The organism is Kitasatospora sp. NPDC004289 (assembly GCF_053602875.1).
Map to the genome: position 1 here is coordinate 14,794 of NZ_JBSGEL010000035.1, position 19,510 is coordinate 34,303.

A 19,510-nucleotide genomic window follows, 5' to 3' on the forward strand; every position below is an offset into this window, starting at 1 on the left:
CTCCGCCGCGGCGCGCGCGGGGGAACGGCACCACGGGCAACCGGCTCGGATGCCCCGATCCAGCGCTGGTCCGCCTTCCGATTCGCGCGGTTCCTCGCGCCCCTGCGGCGCACTCGCCGGTCGCCGGCCGGTCTCAAGGCCGGGTGGCGCGCTCCAGGTCGAGCAGGACGGAGTGGTACGGCCGGCCGGTGGCGTGCTCCATGCCGACCTCGCACATCCGGTTGGCCGAGACGTGGGTGGAGAACTGGCGGGCCGTCACCTCGGCGGCCTCGCGGGCGGTGGCGGACTCGGTCAGTTCGCGGTGCAGCATGCCCCGGTCGCCCGCGAAGGCGCAGCAGCCGGCGTCGTCGGGGACGACCACCTCGTCCGCGCAGGCCTCGGCCACCGCCCGGAGCTCGGTCTCGTCGCCGAGGTGCCGCATGGAGCAGGTGGGGTGGAGCACGGCGGAGTCCACGGTGCGCAGCACGGTCAGCGAAGGGAGCAGCTCGGCGGCCCACACGATCGAGTCCACCACCGTGAGTTCGGCGTGGAGTTCGCGGTTGAGGTCGGTGAGGTAGGGGACCACCTCGTGGGCGATGCCGAGGGTGCAGGAGGAGGCGTCCACCACCAGCGGCCGCTTGCCGCCGCCGGTCCAGCCCCAGGCAGCCTCGACGATCCGGTTGGCCATCAGGATGTTGCCCTCCTCGTAGCCCTTGGAGTGCCAGATGGTGGCGCAGCAGGTGCCGGCCACGTCCTCGGGGATCCAGACCGGACGCCCGGCCCGCTCGGAGACGGCGACCAAGGCCTCGGGCAGGGTGGGGCCCTTGTGGCCGGCCGGCTCGCCGAAGATGCGGTTGACGCAGGCGGGGTAGTAGACGGCTGCGGCGCCGACCCGGGAGGTCGGCGGCATCCGGCGGGTGGCTGCGCCGGGGATCTCGGGCAGCCACTCGGGCACCAGATCGGGCCGGACGGCCTTGCGGGCGGCCTCGGTGACGGTGGCCAGCAGCCGGTCGGAGATCCGTTCGGCGGCGCCGACCGCGAGCCGGGCGGAGGCCTCGACCTGCTTGTAGCGGGCGGCCAGCAGGGCGGCAGTGCGCTCCTCGCGCGGGGTGTGGCGCCGGTGCCGGAAGTCCTTCATCATGGCGCCGGTGTCGATGCCGACGGGGCAGGCCAGCTTGCAGGTGGAGTCGCCGGCGCAGGTGTCCACGGCGTCGTAGCCGTAGGCGTCGAGCAGCTCCACGGCGACCGGGGAGGATTCCGGTTGGCGCATCAACTCCCGGCGCAGCACGATCCGTTGGCGGGGCGTGGTGGTGAGGTCGGCGCTCGGGCAGGTGGGCTCGCAGAAGCCGCACTCGATGCAGGGGTCGGCCACCGGCTCGATCCGGGGGATGGTCTTGAGGCCGCGCAGGTGGCCCAGCGGGTCGCGGTCCAGCACCACCCTGGGCGCCAGGATGCCCTGCGGGTCGAGGAGTTGCTTGGTGCGCCACATCAACTCGGTGGCCTGCGGCCCCCATTCGAGCTCCAGGAACGGCGCGATGTTGCGCCCGGTGGCGTGCTCGGCCTTCAGCGAGCCGTCGAAGCGCTCCACGGTGAGCTCGCAGAACGCGGCCATGAAGGCGGCGTAGCGGTCCAGGTCGCCCTGGTCGGCCGGGTCGAAGGAGAGCAGGAAGTGCAGGTTGCCGTGGGCCGCGTGGCCGGCCACGGCGGCGTCGAAGCCGTGCTCGGCCTGGAGCTCCAGCAGGGCCTCGCAGGCCTCGGCCAGCCGGGACGGCGGCACCGCGAAGTCCTCGGTGAGCAGGGTGGTGCCGGGCGGCCGGGCCGAGCCGATCGCGGTGACGAAGGCCTTGCGGGCCTTCCAGTACCCGGCCACGGTGGCGGCGTCCCGGGTGAACGCGTTGGTCACCGAGGCGGCGGGGGTGGCCAGTTGGAGCTTGCCGAGCAGCTCGGCGGCCCGGGCCTCGGCGGTGGCCAGCGAGGCCTCGTCGGGGGCGCGGAACTCCACCAGCAGGGCGGCGGTCTCCTTCGGGAGGCCCGCCCAGTCGGCGGGTACCCCCGGCACGGCGGTGGAGGCGCGCAGCGTGTTGCCGTCCATCAGCTCGACCGCCAGTGCGCCGGCCTCGGCGAACAGCGGGACGGCCGCCGCGGCGTCCCGCAGCGAGGGGAAGAAGAGCAGCGCGGCGGAGGCGAGGCGGTGCAGCGGCAGGGTGTCGAAGACCGTCTCGGCGACGAAGCCGAAGGTGCCCTCGGAGCCGACCATCAGGCCGCGCAGGATCCGCACCGGGGTGTCGCCGTCGAGGAAGGCGTCCAGCCGGTAGCCGTTGGTGTTCTTGATCTCGTACTTGGCGCGGATCCGCGCCACCAGCGCCGGGTCGGCCTCGATCTCCGCCTTGAGGGCCAACAGGCCCGCGCAGAGCGCCGGTTCACGCTCCGCCAGCCGCCTGTCGGCCTCGGGGTCGGCGGTGTCGACCACGGTGCCGGACGGCAGCACGACGGTGAGCGACGCCAGGGTGCGGTAGGAGTTGCGGGTGGTGCCGGCGGTCATGCCGGAGGCGTTGTTGGCCACCACGCCGCCGATGGTGGCGGCGATGGCACTGGCCGGGTCGGGGCCGAGCACCCGGCCGTGCCGGGCCAGCGCGGCGTTGGCGCGGGCCACCGTGGTGCCGGGACGGATCCGGGCCCGTTCGCCCTCGACGGTGATCCCGGCCCAGTGCCGGCGCACGTCCACCAGCACGTCCTCGCCCTGCGCCTGCCCGTTGAGGCTGGTGCCGCCCGCCCGGAGCACCACCTGACGGCCCTTCCGGTGGGCGTAGGCGAAGACGGCCGAGACGTCCGCGACCGTCTCGGCGATCACCACCACCTGCGGCACGAAGCGGTACGGGCTGGCGTCCGAGGCGTACCGGACCAGGTCGGAGACCTTGCTCAGCACCTTGCCGGGCCCGAGCAGCGCGACCAAATCCTCCCGCAGTCCGGCCGGGGTGCCCTCCGCCCGCGCGTCGGCCACCCGGTCACCCGCCGGGGTGGTCGGTGCGGCGGGCCTCAGCGCCCGCGGGTCCGGCTCCAGCAGCGGCATGACGCGACACCCTCTCCTCGTCCCGAACGGCTCCGTCCATCTCTACACGAGGGCGGGCCGGGCACCAACGCGCCCGGCCGACCGCCCCGTTCGAGGTGTGGCGCGCGCACGGTGGTGCCAAGCTCGGTTCTGTCCCACCGAGCCGCGACAGAAACGGGCAGCACCATGCCTACGATGATCTTCGTCAATCTCCCCGTGCGTGACCTCGACCGCTCGCTCGCCTTCTTCAAGGCGATGGGGTACTCGCACAACCCGCAGTTCACCGACGAGACGGCCGCCTGTCTGGTCATCAGCGACACCATCTTCGTGATGCTGCTGACCGAGGCGAAGTTCAAGGAGTTCACGAAGAAGCAACTGGCGGACACGAACACCACCACCGAGGTGATCCTCGCCCTCAGCGCGGAGAGCCGGGAGCAGGTGGACGAGGTGGTGACCAAGGCCATCGCGGCCGGGGCCGGTCCGGCCAACGACCCGATGGACCTCGGCTTCATGTACAGCCGCAGCTTCCACGACCTGGACGGCCACCAGTGGGAGTACCTCTGGATGGACGAGAACGCGGAGCCCCCGCACGAGGGCTGACCCGACGGACCGTCAGGGGGCGAGCACGACCTTGCCCAGGTTGGCCCGGGCCTCGATCACCGCGTGCGCCCGGGCCGCCTGGGCCAGCGGCAGACGCGCGTGCACGGCGGCCCGCAGCCGGCCGGCCAGCGCCAGTTCCCAGAGCTGCTCGCCGTGCTCGCGGTACAGCTCCGGCCGGGTGCGCACGAAGCGGGACATCGAGAGGCCGGTGACGGTCTTGCCGCCGGCCAGCAGGTCGTAGGCGGGCAGGCTGCCGCCGCCGGAGGAGAAGTAGACCATCCGGCCGCCGGGGACCACCGCGTCCAGCGCCCGGGGGAGCAGCTCGCCGCCGACCCCGTCCAGCACCACGTCGGCCGGATCGCCCCACTTCTCGTCGGCGTACGACACCACCTCGTCGGCGCCCAGGCCGCGGACGAAGTCGGCCTTGGCCTCCGAGCTCACCGCGGCCACCACCCGGCGCACCCCGCGCAGCTTGGCCAGCTGCACCAGCAGGTGCCCGACGCCGCCGGCCGCGGCGGTCACCAGGACCGACTCCTCGGGCAGCGGCGCGGCGGTGGCCAGCACGGCCAGCGCCACCTGGCCGTTGCGGCGCAGCGCCAGCGCCTGCTCGGTCTCCAGCTTCGGCGGGATCCGCTCCGTCATGGCGACCGGGACGACGGCCAGTTCGGCGTACGCCTCGCCGAAGGCGAGCGAGACCACCCGCTCGCCGATCGCGAAGCCCTCGACCCCGGGGCCGCCCGCGACCACCCGGCCGGCCACCTCGCCGCCGATCACCCCGGCGCCCTCCGGCAGCGGTCCGGCCGCGCCGGCGCCGCGCACCTTGCGGACGCCGGGGAGGCTGACGCCGATCACCTCGGTGCGCACCAGCAGCTCGCCGGGGCCGGGCTCGGGCACCTCGCCGCGCTCGACCCTGAGCACCTCCGGGGCCCCGTACGCGTGGAAGCGGACCCGTCGCATCAGGACCTCCCGGGTGCTGTTCGTTGGTGTACCCAACGGATTCGTCGGCGACCCCACGGTATACCCAGATCATGGGGAGGTCCAACGATCATCGGGCTAGGCTTGTAAGGTGAACCAACCACCGCAGGCCCCCGACGCGATCCGGACCCTCCCGAGCTGGCTGCTCGGCCGGGCGTCGGCCCGGGGCCACCGGCTGGTCGGCGAAGCGCTGGCCCTGGCGGGCCTGCGGATGCCGCAGTACGCGGTGCTGGCCGCCGTCGCCGAACTGGCGCCCGTCTCCCAGGCCGAGCTCAGCCGCAGCACCGGGATCGACCCGAAGGACATGGTCACCCTGGTCGGCGAGCTCCAGGAGGACGGACTGGTCGAGCGGGCACCCGACACCCGGGACCGGCGCAAGAACGTCATCACCCTCGCCCCGGCCGGGGTCCGGCGGCTGCGCCGCGGCGACCAGCTCTGCCGCGAGGCCAACGACGAACTCACCGTCGCCCTCAGCTCGTCCGAGCGGGAGCAGCTGGCGGAGCTGCTGGCCCGGCTGGTCCGCTCCGGCGAGCTCTGAGCGGCCGCCCCGCGCGGGGGCGTCACGCTCGACCGGGAGCCGGGAGCCGGGAGCCGGGAGCCGGGAGCCGGGAGCCGGGAGCCGGGAGCCGGGAGCCGGGAGCCGGGAGCCGGGAGCCGGCGCGGCCCGCCGGTGCCCGTTGGCCTCGGCTCGTGCCCGGTCGTCGCCGCACCGCTCCGTCACGCCCGTGCTCCCCGTCGCTGCGGCCCGGGCCCGGGTCAGCCCAGGTAGCCGGCGAGCCGTGCGGCGTCGGCGCGGAGCTGCGCGGCCTGCTCGTCGCGGCCCAACCGCTCGTACTCGGCGGCCGCGTCCTCCCGTTCGGCCAGCTCGGCGCGGACGATCGCCGCCACGTCCGCCTCGGTGAGCTCGCGGCGCTCGGCCTCGGCGGCGCCGGCCCCGACCGGCAGCAGCTCGACGGCCAGCGGGCCGGTGGGCTCCGGCACCGCCACCGCCTCGGCGTTCTCGATCGCGGCCAGGGTGGCGCGCAGCACGGACGCGGCGGCGCGGTCACGGGCCTTCAGGGCGGTGGTCAGGTCGGAGCGCAGCCGCTCGCGGAGCGGGGCGGGGGTGGAGTCGGTCGACATACCGTCAGACCCTAGGCAGCGGGCGGGCGCCGAAGCGAGCGGGTTTCGGGCGGCCGGATCCGCGGCGGCGCGAGGGTGGCCGCCAGGGGTACCGGATCACCCGGTCCGCCGTCAGCGGTGGCGGCCCGGGCCCGGCGGCCCAAGGCTGGCGGTACCTGTCAGCCCGAACGCCCGCCAGCCCGAACGGGAGGCCGTGTGTCCGCCACCGCCGTCGCCGAAGCGTCCAAGGCGCCACCGGCGCTGAGCCGCCGTCAGACCAACGTGGTCTTCGCGACCATCGTGCTCGGCATGCTGATGGCCGCGCTCGACCAGACGATCGTCTCCACCGCGCTGCCCACCATCGTGGCCGAGCTGGGCGGCGGCGGGCACATGGCCTGGGTGGTGACGGCGTACCTGCTGGCCGAGACGGTGGCCACCGTGCTGGTCGGCAAGTTCGGTGACCTGTTCGGCCGCAAGATCGTCTTCCAGGTCAGCGCGGTGGTCTTCGTCGCCGGCTCGGTGGTCTCCGGCGCGGCCAACGGCATGCTGCTGCTGATCGTCGGCCGCGCCGTCCAGGGCATCGGCGGCGGCGGGCTGATGGTCACCGCGATGGCGCTGATCGCGGACGTGATCCCGCTGCGCGAGCGCGGCAAGTACCAGGGCGCGCTGGGCGCGGTCTTCGGCGTGACCACGGTGGTCGGCCCGACCCTGGGCGGGCTCTTCACCGACCACGCCTCCTGGCGCTGGTGCTTCTACGTCAACGTGCCGATCGCGGTCGTGATGGTGGTGATGGCGGCCAGGACGATCCCGTCGGTCCGGGCCGCCGTCCGTCCGGTGATCGACTACGCGGGAATCGTGCTGATCGCGCTCGGCGCCTCGGGGCTGGTGCTGGGGCTGGAGTGGGGCGGCAACGAGTACGCCTGGGGCTCGCCGGTGATCATCGGGCTGTTCGTCGGCTCGGTGCTGCTGCTGGCAGCCTTCGTGGTGGTGGAGTTCCGGGCGAAGGAGCCGATGCTGCCGATGCACCTGTTCCGGAACTCGGTGTTCACGGTCTGCTCGATCCTCTCCTTCATCGTCGGCTTCGCCATGCTCGGCGCGATGACCTACCTGCCGACCTACCTGCAGTTCGTGGACGGGGTCTCGGCCACCATGTCGGGCGTGCGGACGCTGCCGATGGTGGCCGGTCTGCTGGGCACCTCGATGCTCTCCGGCGTGGTGGTCAGCCGGACGGGGAAGTACCGGATCTTCCCGATCCTGGGCACCGCGGTGATGGCGCTCGGCCTCTGGATGATGTCCACCATGGGCCCGGGCACCGGGGTCTGGCTGGAGTCGCTGTACATGCTGGTGCTCGGCCTCGGCATCGGGCTGGCCATGCAGGTGCTGACCATCGCCGTGCAGAACACCGTGCCCTACCACGAACTCGGCACCGCCACCTCGGGCGTGACCTTCTTCCGCACGCTCGGCAGCTCCTTCGGGACGGCGGTCTTCGGCACGCTGTTCAGCAGCCAGCTGACGCCCAACCTGGCGAAGGCCTCCGCCGAGCAGCCCTCGGTGCCGCCCGCCGCCGTGCAGAGCCCGGCCGGGCTGGACGCGCTGCCCGCCGAGCAGGCCGCGCCCTTCGTCACCGCGTACGCGGACACGGTGAACTACGTCTTCCAGTGGGTGGTGCCGGTCGCACTGGTCGGCTTCGTGGTGGCCTGGTTCCTCAAGGAGGTGCCGCTGCGCGACAGCGCCCGGGCCGGGGCCGGGGACATCGGCGAGGGCTTCGGCGCGCCGGACTCGGCGGACGCCGACCGGCAGCTGGAGCGGGCGGTCTCCAACCTGCTGCGCCAAACCAAGGGGCGCCAGGCGGTCAAGGAGCGGATCCTCGCCGACTCCGGCACCGCGCTGACGCCCGGTCAGGCCTGGGCGGTCGGGCAGGTGTACTGGCGCGGCCGGTACGGCGGGGGAGCGGACGTGGAGTCGATCGCGGTCGCCCACCACGTGCCGGGCGAGGTGCTGGAGCCCGCCTTCGAGAAGGTGGTGGACAGCGGTCACGTGACGGCCGCGGACGGCCGGCTCGCCCTCACCCCGGCCGGGCAGGCCGAGGTGGACCGGATCGGCGAGGCCTGGCGCCAGTGGCTGGGCCACCACCTGGACGACTGGGACGTCACCGATCCGGAGGACCGGGCCCGGCTGGACCGGGCGATCGAGACCATGGCGGCCCGGCTCTACCAGGAGGAGCAGGAACACGCCCCGGCGTGACGGGGGCGGCGGGCTCCGAGGGCGCATGATCGTGCCATGGAACGACTGGAGCTGACCCACGAGCCCGCCGCCTACGCCTGCATGATGGTCCGTCGCCCGGCGGCGGAGGTCTTCGCGGCCTTCGCCGACCCGGCGGTGACCACCCGGGTCTGGTACACCCGCAGCAGCGGCCCGATGGTGGAGGGCGCCGAGCTGACCTGGGAGTGGGCCACCTACGGGGTCTCGGTCGAGGTCCGGGTCCGGGAGGTGGTCGACCACCGGATGATCCGCTTCGAGTGGGGCAACTACGACCAGCCGACCAGCGTCGAGCTGACCTTCACCCCGCGCACGGCGGACACCACCTTCGTGGAGGTCACCGAGACCGGCTTCCAGGGCAGCGGCGACGAGGCCGTGCGGTGGGTGAACGACACGGTGGGCGGTTTCACCACGGTGCTCTGCGCGGTGAAGGCCCTGCTGGAGCACGGCATCGAGCTGAACGCCGTCCCTGACCACCACCCGGCGGACTGACGGACCGTCCGAGCGGCACCCGACTCGACGGCCGGTACCGGATCGAGCGACGGTTCGCGGGCGCGGGCCGCCCGACATGGATGGTCGGTATGCGGAGTGCCTCACTGGCCCCGATGGAGGGCTCCTTCGGGGTCAGTCCGCCCGGGAGCTCGGTGACGTCGTGATCGATGCCGACGGCGCCGCCCGGACCAGGGGCGAGGACCCGGCACGGACGGGCGGTCGACCAGCTCTCCCGACTGGGTGTGGATGCCGCCGCCGTTGACACTTTTGACATCTCTCTGTAACTCTTGGCGCACCCTCACGCAAAAACTGAACAAGCAGCGATCAAATTCTCGACTCCCACCCCCACCTACTGCAGAGACAGAGGGACGTCATGAGATCGAATCGCATACTCCCGCGACTGACGGCGACGTCGGTCGCGGTGGGCATGCTGCTGCTCGCCGGGCCCGTCCTGCCGACCCACGCGGCGGGCGGGCCCAACCTCGCCGCCGGGCGGACGGTGACCGCGAGCAGTGCCAACGGCCAGTACGTGGCCGGGAACGTCAACGACGGGAACCAGGCCAGCTACTGGGAGAGCGGCAACGGCGCGCTCCCGCAGTGGGTCCAGGTGGACCTCGGTGCCACCGCCTCGATCGACCAGGTGGCGCTCAAGCTGCCGGCCGGCTGGGGGAGCCGCAGCGAGACGCTGACGGTGCTCGGCTCGACCGACGGCTCCGCCCTCTCGGCGATCGTGGCCTCGGCGGCCTACACCTTCGATCCGGCCGCCGGGAACACCGTCCGGATCAACTTCCCTGTCACCAGTGCCCGTTGGGTCCGCATCCAGGTCGCGGCGAACACGGCCTGGCCGGCCGCCCAGTTCTCCGAGTTCGAGGTCTACGGCGCCGCCACCGCCTCGGCCGACCTGCTCCGGGGCCGCACCCTGACGGCGAGCAGCGCCAACGGCCAGTACGGCACCGGCAACGTCAACGACGCCAACCAGGCCAGCTACTGGGAGAGTTCGTCCAACGCCTTCCCGCAGTGGATCCAGGGCGACCTGGGCGCGGCCACCCAGGTCAACCGCCTGGTGCTCAAGCTGCCGGCCGGCTGGGAGCAGCGCAGCCAGACCGTCAAGGTGCAGGGCTCCACCGACGGCAGTGCCTTCACCGACCTGCTGGCCCAGGCCGCCTACAGCTTCGACCCGGCGGCGGGCAACGTCGTCACGGTCTCGCTGCCCACCGCGACCACCCGCTACCTGCGGCTGCTGTTCACCGCCAACTCCGCCTGGCCGGCCGCCCAACTGTCCGAGTTCGAGGCGTACGGCCCGGTCGGCGGCGACACCCAGGCGCCCACCGCCCCGGCCGACCTGACGTACAGCCAGCCCGAGACGGGCAAGATCCGGCTGGCCTGGACGGCCGCCACCGACAACGTCGGGGTGACCGGGTACGACGTGTACGCCAACGGGGCGCTGCTCGCCTCCGTCGCGGCCGGCGTGCTGACCTACACCGACACCCGCCCGGCCACCGAGAGCGTCACCTACACCGTGCGGGCCAAGGACGCGGCGGGCAACCAGTCCAACCCGAGTGCCCCGGTCACCCGTCCCGGGGAGAACCCCGGCGACACCGTGAAGCCGACCGCGCCCGGGAACCTCGCCTACACCGAGCCCGCCGCCGGACAGATCCGGCTGACCTGGGACGCGGCCACCGACAACGTCGGCGTGACCGGCTACGAGGTCTACGCCGACGGGCAGTTGAAGGCGAGCACGGCCGCCACCGTCCGCACCTTCACCGACAGCCAGCCCGCCTCCGCCACCGTGACCTACACGGTGCGGGCCAAGGACGCGGCGGGCAACCTCTCCGACCCGAGCGCCGCCGTGACCCGCCCCGGCGACCCGGGCACCCCCGGGAGCAACCTGGCGGGCGGCAAGCCGATCGAGGCGTCCGGGCAGGCCTGGACCTTCGCCCCGGCCAACGCCAACGACAACAACACGGCCACCTACTGGGAGGGGAACGCCGGCGCGTACCCCAACACCCTGACCGTGAAGCTGGGTTCGGACGCCGACCTGCAGCGCATCGTGCTCAAGCTCAACCCCGACGCCGCCTGGGGCGCCCGCACCCAGAACGTCCAGGTGCTCGGCCGGGCCGACGCCGCCACCGGCTTCACCAGCCTCAAGGCCGCCGCCGACTACCGCTTCGACCCGGCGAGCGGAGCCAACACGGTGACCATCCCGGTCACCGGCCGGGCCTCGGACGTCCAGCTGAGGATCACCTCCAACTCCGGTGCGCCGGCCGGGCAGGTGGCCGAGTACCAGGTCATCGGCACCCCCGCGCCCAACCCCGACCTCACCGTCACCGACGTCTCCTGGACACCGGGGACGCCGAACGAGACCACCCCGATCACCCTGCGCGCCACCGTGAAGAACGTCGGGAACCTGCCCTCGCCCGCCGACACCGTCGACTTCCTGCTCGGCGGCGCGCTCGCCGACAGCGTGGCCGTCCCGGCGCTCGCCGCCGGCGAGTCGGCGACGGTCTCGAAGTCGATCGGCACCCGCCCGCAGGGCTCCTACCTGCCGAGCGCCCGGGTGGACGCCGACAACTCGGTGCGGGAGCGGAACGAGGACAACAACCTGCTGGCGGCCGCCGGCCCGATCACGGTGACCCAGGCCCCCGGCCCGGACTTGGAGGTCCTGGACGTCACGCCGAACCCGGCCAGCCCGGCCGCCGGCGCGCCCACCTCCTTCACCGTGCAGCTGCGCAACCGGGGCATCGACCCGGCCCCCGCCGGTGTCACCCGGCTCACCGTCGGCACCGCCACGCTGAACACCGCCACCCCGGCCGTCGCGGCCGGACAGACCGTCAGCCTGCCGGTCACCGGCACCTGGACGGCGGTTGCCGGCGGCGCGACGATCACCGTCACCGCCGACGCCACCGGCACCGCCGCGGAGACCAACGAGAACAACAACGTGCTCGCCAGGCCGATCGTGGTCGGCCGGGGCGCGGCCGCTCCCTACACCTCCTACGAGGCCGAGGACGGCGCCTACCAGGGCGAGTTGCTCCAGGCCGACGCGGAGCGCACGTTCGGGCACACCAACTTCGCCTCCGAGTCCTCCGGCCGCAAGTCCGTCCGGCTGACCTCCACCGGCCAGTACGTCGAGATCACCTCGACCGTGCCGACCAACTCCATCGTGGTCCGCAACTCCGTCCCGGACGCCCCGGGCGGCGGCGGCACCGACGCCACGCTGAGCCTCTACGCCAACGGCGTCTTCGTGCAGAAGCTCCAACTCTCCTCCAAGCACAGCTGGTTGTACGGCACCACCGACCAGCCCGAGGGCCTCACCCAGACCCCGCAGGCCGACGGCCGCCGGCTCTTCGACGAGGCGCACGCGCTGCTCCCGCAGAGCTACCCGGCCGGCACCAAGCTGCGGCTGCAGAAGGACGGTGGTGACGGCGCCGCCTTCTACGCGATCGACCTGATCGACCTGGAGCAGGTCGCCCCGCCGACCGCCAAGCCGGCCGAGTGCACCTCGATCGCCGACTTCGGCGCCGTGCCGAACGACGGGCTGGACGACACCTCCGCGATCCAGGCCGCCGTGACGGCCGATCAGAACGGCACCATCGCCTGCGTCTGGATCCCGGCCGGCCAGTGGCGCCAGGAGAAGAAGATCCTCACCGACGACCCGCTGAACCGGGGCGCCTACAACCAGGTGGGGATCCGGGACGTGACCGTCCGCGGCGCCGGCATGTGGCACTCGCAGCTCTACTCGCTGATCGAGCCGCAGAACGCCACGGGCTCCATCAACCACCCGCACGAGGGCAACTTCGGCTTCGACATCGACGACAACACCCAGATCTCCGACATCGCGATCTTCGGCTCCGGCCGGATCCGCGGCGCCTCGGACGGCTCGGAGGGCGGCGTCGCCCTGAACGGCCGGTTCGGCAAGAACACGAAGATCAGCAACGTCTGGATCGAGCACTCCAACGTCGGCGTCTGGGTCGGCCGCGACTACGACAACATCCCGGACCTGTGGGGCCCGGCGGACGGGCTGCAGTTCAGCGGCATGCGGATCCGCGACACCTACGCGGACGGCATCAACTTCTCCAACGGCACCCGCAACTCCAAGGTCTTCAACTCCACCTTCCGCACCACCGGTGACGACGCGATGGCCGTCTGGGCCAACAAGTACGTCAAGAACACCTCGGTGGACATCGGACACGACAACAGCTTCACCAACAACACCGTCCAACTCCCGTGGCGGGCAACGGGCATCGCGGTCTACGGCGGCTACGGCAACAAGATCGAGAACAACCTGGTCTACGACACCGCCAACTACCCCGGCATCATGCTCGCCACCGACCACGACCCGCTGCCCTTCTCCGGGCAGACGCTGATCGCCAACAACGCGATCGTCCGCAGCGGCGGCGCGTTCTGGAACGAGGACCAGGAGTTCGGCGCGCTCACGCTCTTCGCCGCCAACCAGGACATCCCGGGCGTGGTGATCCGGGACACCGAGATCCTCGACTCCACCTACGACGGCATCCAGTTCAAGACCGGAGGGGGCACCATCCCCGACGTGAAGGTCACCAACGTGCGGATCGACAGGTCCAACAACGGCGCGGGCATCCTGGCCATGTCCGGGGCCCGCGGCAGCGCGACCCTGACGAACGTGACCGTCACCAACTCCGCGAAGGGGGACGTGGTCCGCCAGCCCGGCACCACCTTCACCTTCACCAACGGGTAGCCGTCCGTCCCGGCCACGGGGTCGGTGGTCCGCCGTAGGGCGGACCACCGACCCCGTGGCGCTACTCGTACCGGTACAGCAGGGCCTCGCGCTCGGACTGCTCGATCATCTCGACGGTCAGCCCCGGGTCGCCGATGTTGGCCTGGGTGACGCGGGCCGAGCTGGGGGCGCGGTCGGGGGCGAGCCACTGCTCGGGCTTCCAGGCGGAGCCGCGCAGGAAGGCCTTGGGACAGTGGCCGTAGACCTCCTCGACCCGGACCACGATCGCGCTGCGCGGGGGCTTGCCGACGGCGGTGAGCCGGCCGAGCAGTTCGGCGTCGGAGGAGACCAGGGCGCGGCCGTTGACCCGCAGGGTGGTGTCCCGGCCCGGGACCACGAAGAGCAGGCCGACCCGGCCGGTCTCGACGATGTTGTGCAGGCTGTCGAGGCGCTTGTTGCCGGTGGCGTCCGGTATCGCGAGGGTCCGCTCGTCCAGGACCGAGACGAAGCCGGGCGGGCCGCCGCGCGGGGTGACGTCGCAGCTGCCGTCCGCGCCGTGGCTGGCGAGCATCACCAGCGAGGCGCAGGCGATGAGTTCGCGGGAGGTGTCGTTGACGTGGTCGACCTGCTTGCGGCGGGCCGTGTCGCCCGGGTGCTCGTACAGCTCGCGCAGCTGCTCGACGGAGGACAGGGCGCCGGCTCGGAGTGCCTCGAAGGCATCGGATGTCGTCACGTACCGGCACGGTAGCCCACGGACGATCTTGGCGGCAGGGGATATTCCCACCGATACGGCCGCACCGCGACCTGACGGAGTGAAACATGACACAGGAGCGGCCCCTCCCGGCCGGTTCCGCGCACGTGGCACAATGTCGGCAGAAACAGCAGTGACGTTCAGCGCACTCCGGGGTCGGTGAAAATCCGAACCGGCGGTTACAGTCCGCGACCCGTCCGCAGCCAGCGGCCGGTTGACCAGGTGAAATTCCTGGACCGACGGTTAAAGTCCGGATGGGAGGCGTGCGCGGGCGGGTAGTGAACAGCGGTGTGCGGTACCACGGCTCTTCCCCGAGGAGTCGTGTCTTCCACGGGAGAGCTCTCTGTCGAGGGCCGTCCCGGTGCACGCACCGTCGTCCAGGCACCCGTCGTGTCATCTCCCAGTGCCGCCCCGGAGTCCGCGCCCTAGCAGCGCGAGGAGAACCCGGGTGTTCACCGGCATCATCGAAGAGCTCGGCGAGGTCGTCTCCATCGAGGAGATCGGCGATTCCTCGCGCATCCGCCTGCGTGGCCCCGTGGTCTGTGCCGACGCCGGGCACGGCGACTCCATCGCGGTCAACGGCGTCTGCCTGACCGTGGTCGACAGCCCCGAGCAACTGGCAGCCGGCACCGGTGAGTTCAGTGCCGACGTGATGGCCGAGACGCTGCACCGCTCCAGCCTCGGCGCACTCGCCCCCGGCTCCCGGGTCAACCTGGAGCGGGCCATGGCGCTCGGCGCCCGGCTCGGCGGCCACCTGGTCCAGGGCCACGTGGACGCCACCGGCACCCTGCTCTCCCGCGAGCCCGGCGACCTGGACGCGGACGGCAACCTCCGCTGGGAGGTGCTCCGCTTCTCGCTGCCCCAGGGCATCACCCGCTACCTGGTGGAGAAGGGCTCGATCACGGTGGACGGCGTCAGCCTGACCGTGGTGGAGGCCGCCCTCGACAGCTTCACCGTCAGCCTCATCCCGGCCACCCTGGCCCTGACCACGCTCGGCGCCAAGCAGGTCGGCGACCCGGTCAACCTCGAGGTGGACGTCCTCGCCAAGTACGTCGAGCGGCTGCTCGACGCGCGCACCCTCCCCATCGACCTGCCCACCATCCTCCCCGGGGACGCCTCGTGAACTGGCTCAACGAAACCGCCTTCTCGATATTCGGCCAGACCGTCAAGTGGACCGACATGGTGGGCAACCTGCTCGGCCTGGCCGCGCTGGCCCTCGGCTGGCGCCGCTCGGTCTGGAGCTGGCCGGTCCAGCTGCTCTCCGGCGTGGTGCTGATCGGCGCCTACCTCTCGGCCCACCTGACCGGCCTGATCGGCAAGCAGGGCATCGTGATCGTGGCCGCCGTCTGGGGCTGGACCCAGTGGCAGCGCGGCCGCCGCGCGACCGGTGAGATCGAGGTCCGGTTCGCCACCGCCCGCGAGCGCGCCGCCCTGATCGGCGCCACCGCGGTGGCCACCGTCGCCCTCGCCGGGCTGTTCATCGCCGTCCCGGAGCTCTCCTGGAGCCCGTGGGCCGACGCCTACATCTTCACCGGCACGCTGGCCGCGATGTACGCGCAGGCCAGGGGCTGGGTGGAGTTCTGGTTCGCCTGGATCGCCGTCGACCTGGTCGGCGTCCCGCTCGCCTTCACCAGCGGCTACACCTTCTCCGGCATCACCTACGCCATCTACTTCGTGCTCGTGCTGCTGGGCCTGCAGGCCTGGTGGACCCGCACCCGCACCCCCCGGCCCGCCAACAAGGCCGTCCCGCAAGGAGTTTCGGCATGACCGTGCAGCCCGAGAACGACATCCGTCAGCTGGTCGACGACGCCTTCGCGCTCGACCCGGTGGAGCGGGCCGTGGCCGACATCGCGCTCGGCCGGCCGGTCATCGTGGTCGACGACGAGGACCGCGAGAACGAGGGCGACATCGTCTTCGCCGCCTCCGCCGCCACCCCCGAGCTGATGGCCTTCACCATCCGCTACTCCTCCGGCGTGATCTGCGTGCCGATGACCGGCGAGGAGCTGGACCGGCTCAAGCTGCCCCCGATGACCCAGGTCAACGAGGACCGCAAGGGCACCGCCTACGCGATCTCGGTGGACGCCCGCGACGGCGTGGACACCGGCATCTCGGCCGCCGACCGGGCCCGCACCGTCAAGCTGCTCTCCACGGTGGCCACCGAGCCGGGCGACCTCACCCGCCCCGGCCACGTCTTCCCGCTGCGCGCCGTCGAGGGCGGCGTGCTGGTCCGCCCCGGCCACACCGAGGCCGCCGTGGACCTGGCCCGCCTCGCCGGGCTGGCCCCGGCCGGTGCCATCGCCGAGGTGGTCAACGACGACGGCACCATGGCCCGGCTGCCCGAGCTGGTCGCCTTCGCCCGCGAGCACGGCCTGGCGATCATCTCGATCGAGGACCTGATCGCCTACCGGCGCCGCACCGAGCTGCACGTCAAGCGCACCGCCGTCACCCAACTGCCCACCGAGCACGGCGAGTTCACCGCCGTCGGGTACAAGGGCACGCTGGACGGGGTCGAGCACATCGCGCTGGTGGCCGGCGGGCTGACCGCCGACGGCAAGCTCCCGGTCGGCGAGGACGTGCTGGTGCGCCTGCACTCCGAGTGCCTCACCGGCGACGTCTTCGGCTCGCTCCGCTGCGACTGCGGCCCCCAGCTGGCCGCCTCGCTGGAGGAGGTGGCCGCCTCCGGCCGCGGCGTGGTGGTCTACCTGCGCGGCCACGAGGGCCGGGGCATCGGCCTCACCCACAAGCTGCGCGCCTACGAGCTCCAGGAGCAGGGCCGCGACACGGTGGACGCCAACCTCGAACTCGGCCTGCCGGCCGACGCCCGGGACTACAGCATCGGCGCCCACATGCTGGTCGACCTCGGGGTCCGCTCGCTGACCCTGCTCACCAACAACCCCGACAAGACCGCCGCGCTGACCGAGCACGGCATCAAGGTCAAGGGCCGTCGGGGCCTGGAGACCCAGCCCGGCGAGCACAACGCCGCCTACCTGCGCACCAAGCGGGACCGGATGGGCCACGAGCTGACCCGGCTCGACCCCGAGGCCTGACCCGCCACCGCGCACCCGCCACCGCGCACCCGCCACTGCGCACCCGCCGAACCCGCAGACCTGACGAACCACCACCACCCAGAGAACGGACCACCCACGTGAGCGGCCACGGAGCCCCCGAGCTGACCCTCAAGAACTGCGCCGACCTGCGGGTCGCGGTGATCGCCGCGCAGTGGCACCAGCAGGTGATGGACGGCCTGCTGGACGGCGCGCACCGCGCGCTCAAGGAGCTCGGCATCGAGGAGCCGACCATCGTCCGGGTGCCCGGCACCTTCGAACTCCCGGTCGCCGCCAAGGTGCTGGCCGAGCGCGGCTACGACGCCGTGGTCGCGCTCGGCGTGGTCATCCGCGGCGGCACCCCGCACTTCGACTACGTCTGCCAGGGCGCCACGATCGGCCTGACCGACGTCAGCGTGCAGACCGGCGTCCCGGTCGGCTTCGGCGTGCTGACCTGCGACAACGAGCAGCAGGCGCTGGACCGCGCCGGCCTGCCCGGCTCGGCCGAGGACAAGGGCCACGAGGCCGTCACCGCGGCGGTCGCCACCGCCGCCGCGCTGCGCTCCGTCTCCGAGCCCTGGCGCTGACCCGGCGCTGACCCGGTGACGGGCCGGCGTACGCCGGACGTCCAGCGGAGTGTCCACGCTCCGGAATCGTTTACCGTCCGTCAGCCCGCAAGCCGTAAGGTGAGCCCATCATGGCTTCGAAGACATTCGAGGAGCTGTTCACCGAGCTCCAGCAGAAGGCCGCCACGGCCGACCCCTCGACCTCCCGCACCGCGCAGCTCGTCCAGCAGGGCGTCCATGCGATCGGCAAGAAGGTCGTCGAGGAGGCGGCCGAGGTCTGGATGGCCGCCGAGTACCAGTCCACCGAGGAGACGGCGGAGGAGATCTCGCAGCTCCTCTACCACCTTCAGGTGATGATGGTCGCGCGCGGGCTGACGCTGGACGACGTCTACAAGTACCTCTGAAACACCCTCAGTACTCCGGAACACCCACACCTCCCGATGAAGGGCTCCTCTCTCATGCTGCGCATCGCCGTCCCCAACAAGGGTTCGCTCTCGGGTCCCGCGGCGGAGATGCTCCATGAGGCCGGCTACCGCCAGCGCAAGGACCCCAAGGAGCTGGTGCTGGTCGACCCGGAGAACCAGGTCGAGTTCTTCTTCCTCCGCCCGCGCGACATCGCCGTCTACGTCGGCTCCGGCCGCCTCGACGTCGGCATCACCGGCCGGGACCTGCTGCTGGACTCCGCCTCGGACGCCGAGGAGGTGCTGGCGCTGGGCTTCGGCGGCTCGACCTTCCGGTTCGCCAAGCCGGTCGGCGTGGAGGTCGCGGACGTGCAGGGCCTGGAGGGCCTGCGGATCGCCACCTCCTACACCGGCCTGGTCGAGCAGCACCTGGCCGAGCACGGCGTGAAGGCCACCGTCACCAAGCTGGACGGCGCGGTGGAGACCGCGGTCCAGCTCGGCGTGGCCGACGTGATCGCCGACGTGGTGGAGACCGGCACCAGCCTGCGCAACGCCGGTCTGGAGATCTTCGGCGAGCCGATCCTGGTCTCCGACGCGGTGGTCATCCGGCCCAAGGGCGCGGGCGAGGACGCCCGGGTCGAGGGCTTCCTGCGCCGGCTGCAGGGCGTGCTGGTGGCCCGCCGCTACGTGCTGATGGACTACGACATCCGGGCCGAGAAGGTCAGCGAGGCCGTCGCCCTGACGCCGGGCCTGGAGTCGCCGACCGTCTCCCCGCTGCACACCGAGGGCTGGGTCGCGGTCCGCTCCATGGTGCTGCGCAAGGAGGCCCAGCGGATCATGGACGACCTCTGGGCGATCGGTGCCCGGGCCATCCTGGTCACCAACATCCACGCCTGCCGCATCTGAGCCAGGCCCTCTGAGCCCGGCGCGTCCGAGCCTGCCGTCTCGGAGCGTGTAAGCACCTCGTAGGGTGGGACGTCGTCAGCGACGTCCCACCCTTCGGCTTTCCCCGTCTGGAGAACCACGTGTCCAGCCCCGCCGCCCCGCCCGCCGTCGACCTCCCCGTCACCTGGGCCCCGCGCCGCAACCGGGTCGTGCTCGCGGTGATCTGCGCCGTCTTCCTGGTGCTCTTCACCACCATGGCCGTGGCCCTGCCGCCGCACTGGCACTTCAACGACCGGGTGGCGATGTTCTGCTCCGGCCTGCTGTTCGCCTCGGTCGGCGTGATGCTCGCCCGCCCGCAGGTGAAGGCCGACGCGGAGGGGGTCACGGTGACCAACTTCGTCCGCAGCCACCGGTTGAGCTGGGCCCAGGTCGTCCGGGTGAACTTCCGTCAGGGCGACCCCTGGGTGACCCTCGACCTGGCCGACGGCACCGCGCTGGCCGCCGTCGGCATCCAGGCGGGCGGCGGCCGCGCGCAGGCCGTCCGGGCCGCCCGGGCCCTGCGCGACCTGGTGGAGCACCGGGGCGCGGCGCGGGTCTGACGGGTCCTCCGTTCCCGTACGGCCATCGTCTACGCTGGCCGGTGACCCTTACGACCTGAGGAGTGACACCTCCCCTCGATGGACGATCCGTCCGGTAGCAGTACCGACGCCGCCTC

At 72.4% G+C, this 19,510-nt stretch carries 16 protein-coding genes and 1 riboswitch; of the genes, 12 read left to right on the top strand and 4 right to left on the bottom strand.

Features of this window, described 5'->3' with window-relative positions; all coding sequences use genetic code 11:
- Positions 1-133 precede the first annotated feature (133 nt).
- Positions 134-3,049, bottom strand: a complete 2,916-nt coding sequence (locus ACWEPF_RS23340) for an FAD-binding and (Fe-S)-binding domain-containing protein (RefSeq protein WP_452173990.1) — start codon at positions 3,047-3,049, stop codon at positions 134-136.
- A 165-nt stretch (positions 3,050-3,214) separates the two neighbouring features.
- Here ACWEPF_RS23340 and ACWEPF_RS23345 point away from each other — a divergent pair, with 165 nt between their 5' ends.
- Entirely contained in the window at positions 3,215-3,628 is a 414-nt protein-coding gene (locus tag ACWEPF_RS23345) for a VOC family protein (protein WP_452173991.1), read from the top strand.
- Between the two features lie 12 nt (positions 3,629-3,640).
- On the opposite strand, the gene ACWEPF_RS23350 is transcribed toward ACWEPF_RS23345, so the two are convergent.
- Positions 3,641-4,585, bottom strand: coding sequence for a quinone oxidoreductase family protein (locus ACWEPF_RS23350; RefSeq protein WP_452173992.1), 945 nt, complete (start codon positions 4,583-4,585; stop codon positions 3,641-3,643).
- A gap of 109 nt (positions 4,586-4,694) precedes the next feature.
- Here ACWEPF_RS23350 and ACWEPF_RS23355 point away from each other — a divergent pair, with 109 nt between their 5' ends.
- On the top strand, positions 4,695-5,141 hold the full coding sequence (locus ACWEPF_RS23355) for a MarR family winged helix-turn-helix transcriptional regulator (RefSeq protein WP_452173993.1): 447 nt from the start codon (positions 4,695-4,697) through the stop codon (positions 5,139-5,141).
- Between the two features lie 218 nt (positions 5,142-5,359).
- On the opposite strand, the gene ACWEPF_RS23360 is transcribed toward ACWEPF_RS23355, so the two are convergent.
- Positions 5,360-5,725 carry a hypothetical protein gene (locus ACWEPF_RS23360; protein ID WP_452173994.1) on the bottom strand — a complete coding sequence of 122 codons (366 nt, stop codon included), beginning with the start codon at positions 5,723-5,725 and terminating at the stop codon, positions 5,360-5,362.
- A gap of 195 nt (positions 5,726-5,920) precedes the next feature.
- Between ACWEPF_RS23360 and ACWEPF_RS23365 the strand changes: the two genes are divergently transcribed.
- The 3 genes from ACWEPF_RS23365 to ACWEPF_RS23375 all read left to right on the top strand — a co-directional run bounded on the left by ACWEPF_RS23365 (position 5,921) and on the right by ACWEPF_RS23375 (position 13,169).
- Complete coding sequence (locus ACWEPF_RS23365; protein WP_452173995.1) at positions 5,921-7,948, top strand: DHA2 family efflux MFS transporter permease subunit; 2,028 nt, start codon at positions 5,921-5,923, stop codon at positions 7,946-7,948.
- A gap of 36 nt (positions 7,949-7,984) precedes the next feature.
- Positions 7,985-8,455: an SRPBCC domain-containing protein gene (locus tag ACWEPF_RS23370; RefSeq protein WP_452173996.1), complete on the top strand. Its 471-nt coding sequence runs from the start codon at positions 7,985-7,987 to the stop codon at positions 8,453-8,455.
- A 373-nt stretch (positions 8,456-8,828) separates the two neighbouring features.
- On the top strand, positions 8,829-13,169 hold the full coding sequence (locus tag ACWEPF_RS23375) for a galactose-binding domain-containing protein (protein WP_452173997.1): 4,341 nt from the start codon (positions 8,829-8,831) through the stop codon (positions 13,167-13,169).
- A gap of 61 nt (positions 13,170-13,230) precedes the next feature.
- On the opposite strand, the gene ACWEPF_RS23380 is transcribed toward ACWEPF_RS23375, so the two are convergent.
- Entirely contained in the window at positions 13,231-13,881 is a 651-nt protein-coding gene (locus tag ACWEPF_RS23380) for an MSMEG_1061 family FMN-dependent PPOX-type flavoprotein (RefSeq protein WP_452173998.1), read from the bottom strand.
- Between the two features lie 160 nt (positions 13,882-14,041).
- Positions 14,042-14,169: riboswitch (FMN riboswitch) on the top strand.
- A gap of 178 nt (positions 14,170-14,347) precedes the next feature.
- Between ACWEPF_RS23380 and ACWEPF_RS23385 the strand changes: the two genes are divergently transcribed.
- The 7 genes from ACWEPF_RS23385 (at position 14,348) to ACWEPF_RS23415 (ending at position 19,394) form a co-directional block, all read left to right on the top strand.
- Positions 14,348-15,022, top strand: coding sequence for a riboflavin synthase (locus ACWEPF_RS23385; protein WP_452173999.1), 675 nt, complete (start codon positions 14,348-14,350; stop codon positions 15,020-15,022).
- 56 nt (positions 15,023-15,078) lie between these two features.
- On the top strand, positions 15,079-15,666 hold the full coding sequence (locus ACWEPF_RS23390) for a nicotinamide mononucleotide transporter family protein (protein WP_345281020.1): 588 nt from the start codon (positions 15,079-15,081) through the stop codon (positions 15,664-15,666).
- Positions 15,663-16,946 carry a bifunctional 3,4-dihydroxy-2-butanone-4-phosphate synthase/GTP cyclohydrolase II gene (locus ACWEPF_RS23395; protein WP_345281004.1) on the top strand — a complete coding sequence of 428 codons (1,284 nt, stop codon included), beginning with the start codon at positions 15,663-15,665 and terminating at the stop codon, positions 16,944-16,946. Before ACWEPF_RS23390 ends, ACWEPF_RS23395 begins: the two co-directional genes overlap by 4 nt.
- Before the next feature lie 98 nt (positions 16,947-17,044).
- On the top strand, positions 17,045-17,530 hold the full coding sequence (ribH, locus tag ACWEPF_RS23400; protein WP_345281002.1) for a 6,7-dimethyl-8-ribityllumazine synthase: 486 nt from the start codon (positions 17,045-17,047) through the stop codon (positions 17,528-17,530).
- A 110-nt stretch (positions 17,531-17,640) separates the two neighbouring features.
- Complete coding sequence (locus ACWEPF_RS23405; protein ID WP_345281000.1) at positions 17,641-17,913, top strand: phosphoribosyl-ATP diphosphatase; 273 nt, start codon at positions 17,641-17,643, stop codon at positions 17,911-17,913.
- Positions 17,914-17,967: 54 nt separating this feature from the next.
- Positions 17,968-18,816 carry an ATP phosphoribosyltransferase gene (gene hisG / locus ACWEPF_RS23410; protein WP_345280998.1) on the top strand — a complete coding sequence of 283 codons (849 nt, stop codon included), beginning with the start codon at positions 17,968-17,970 and terminating at the stop codon, positions 18,814-18,816.
- Between the two features lie 119 nt (positions 18,817-18,935).
- Positions 18,936-19,394: a PH domain-containing protein gene (locus ACWEPF_RS23415; RefSeq protein WP_452174000.1), complete on the top strand. Its 459-nt coding sequence runs from the start codon at positions 18,936-18,938 to the stop codon at positions 19,392-19,394.
- Positions 19,395-19,510: the final 116 nt, after the last annotated feature.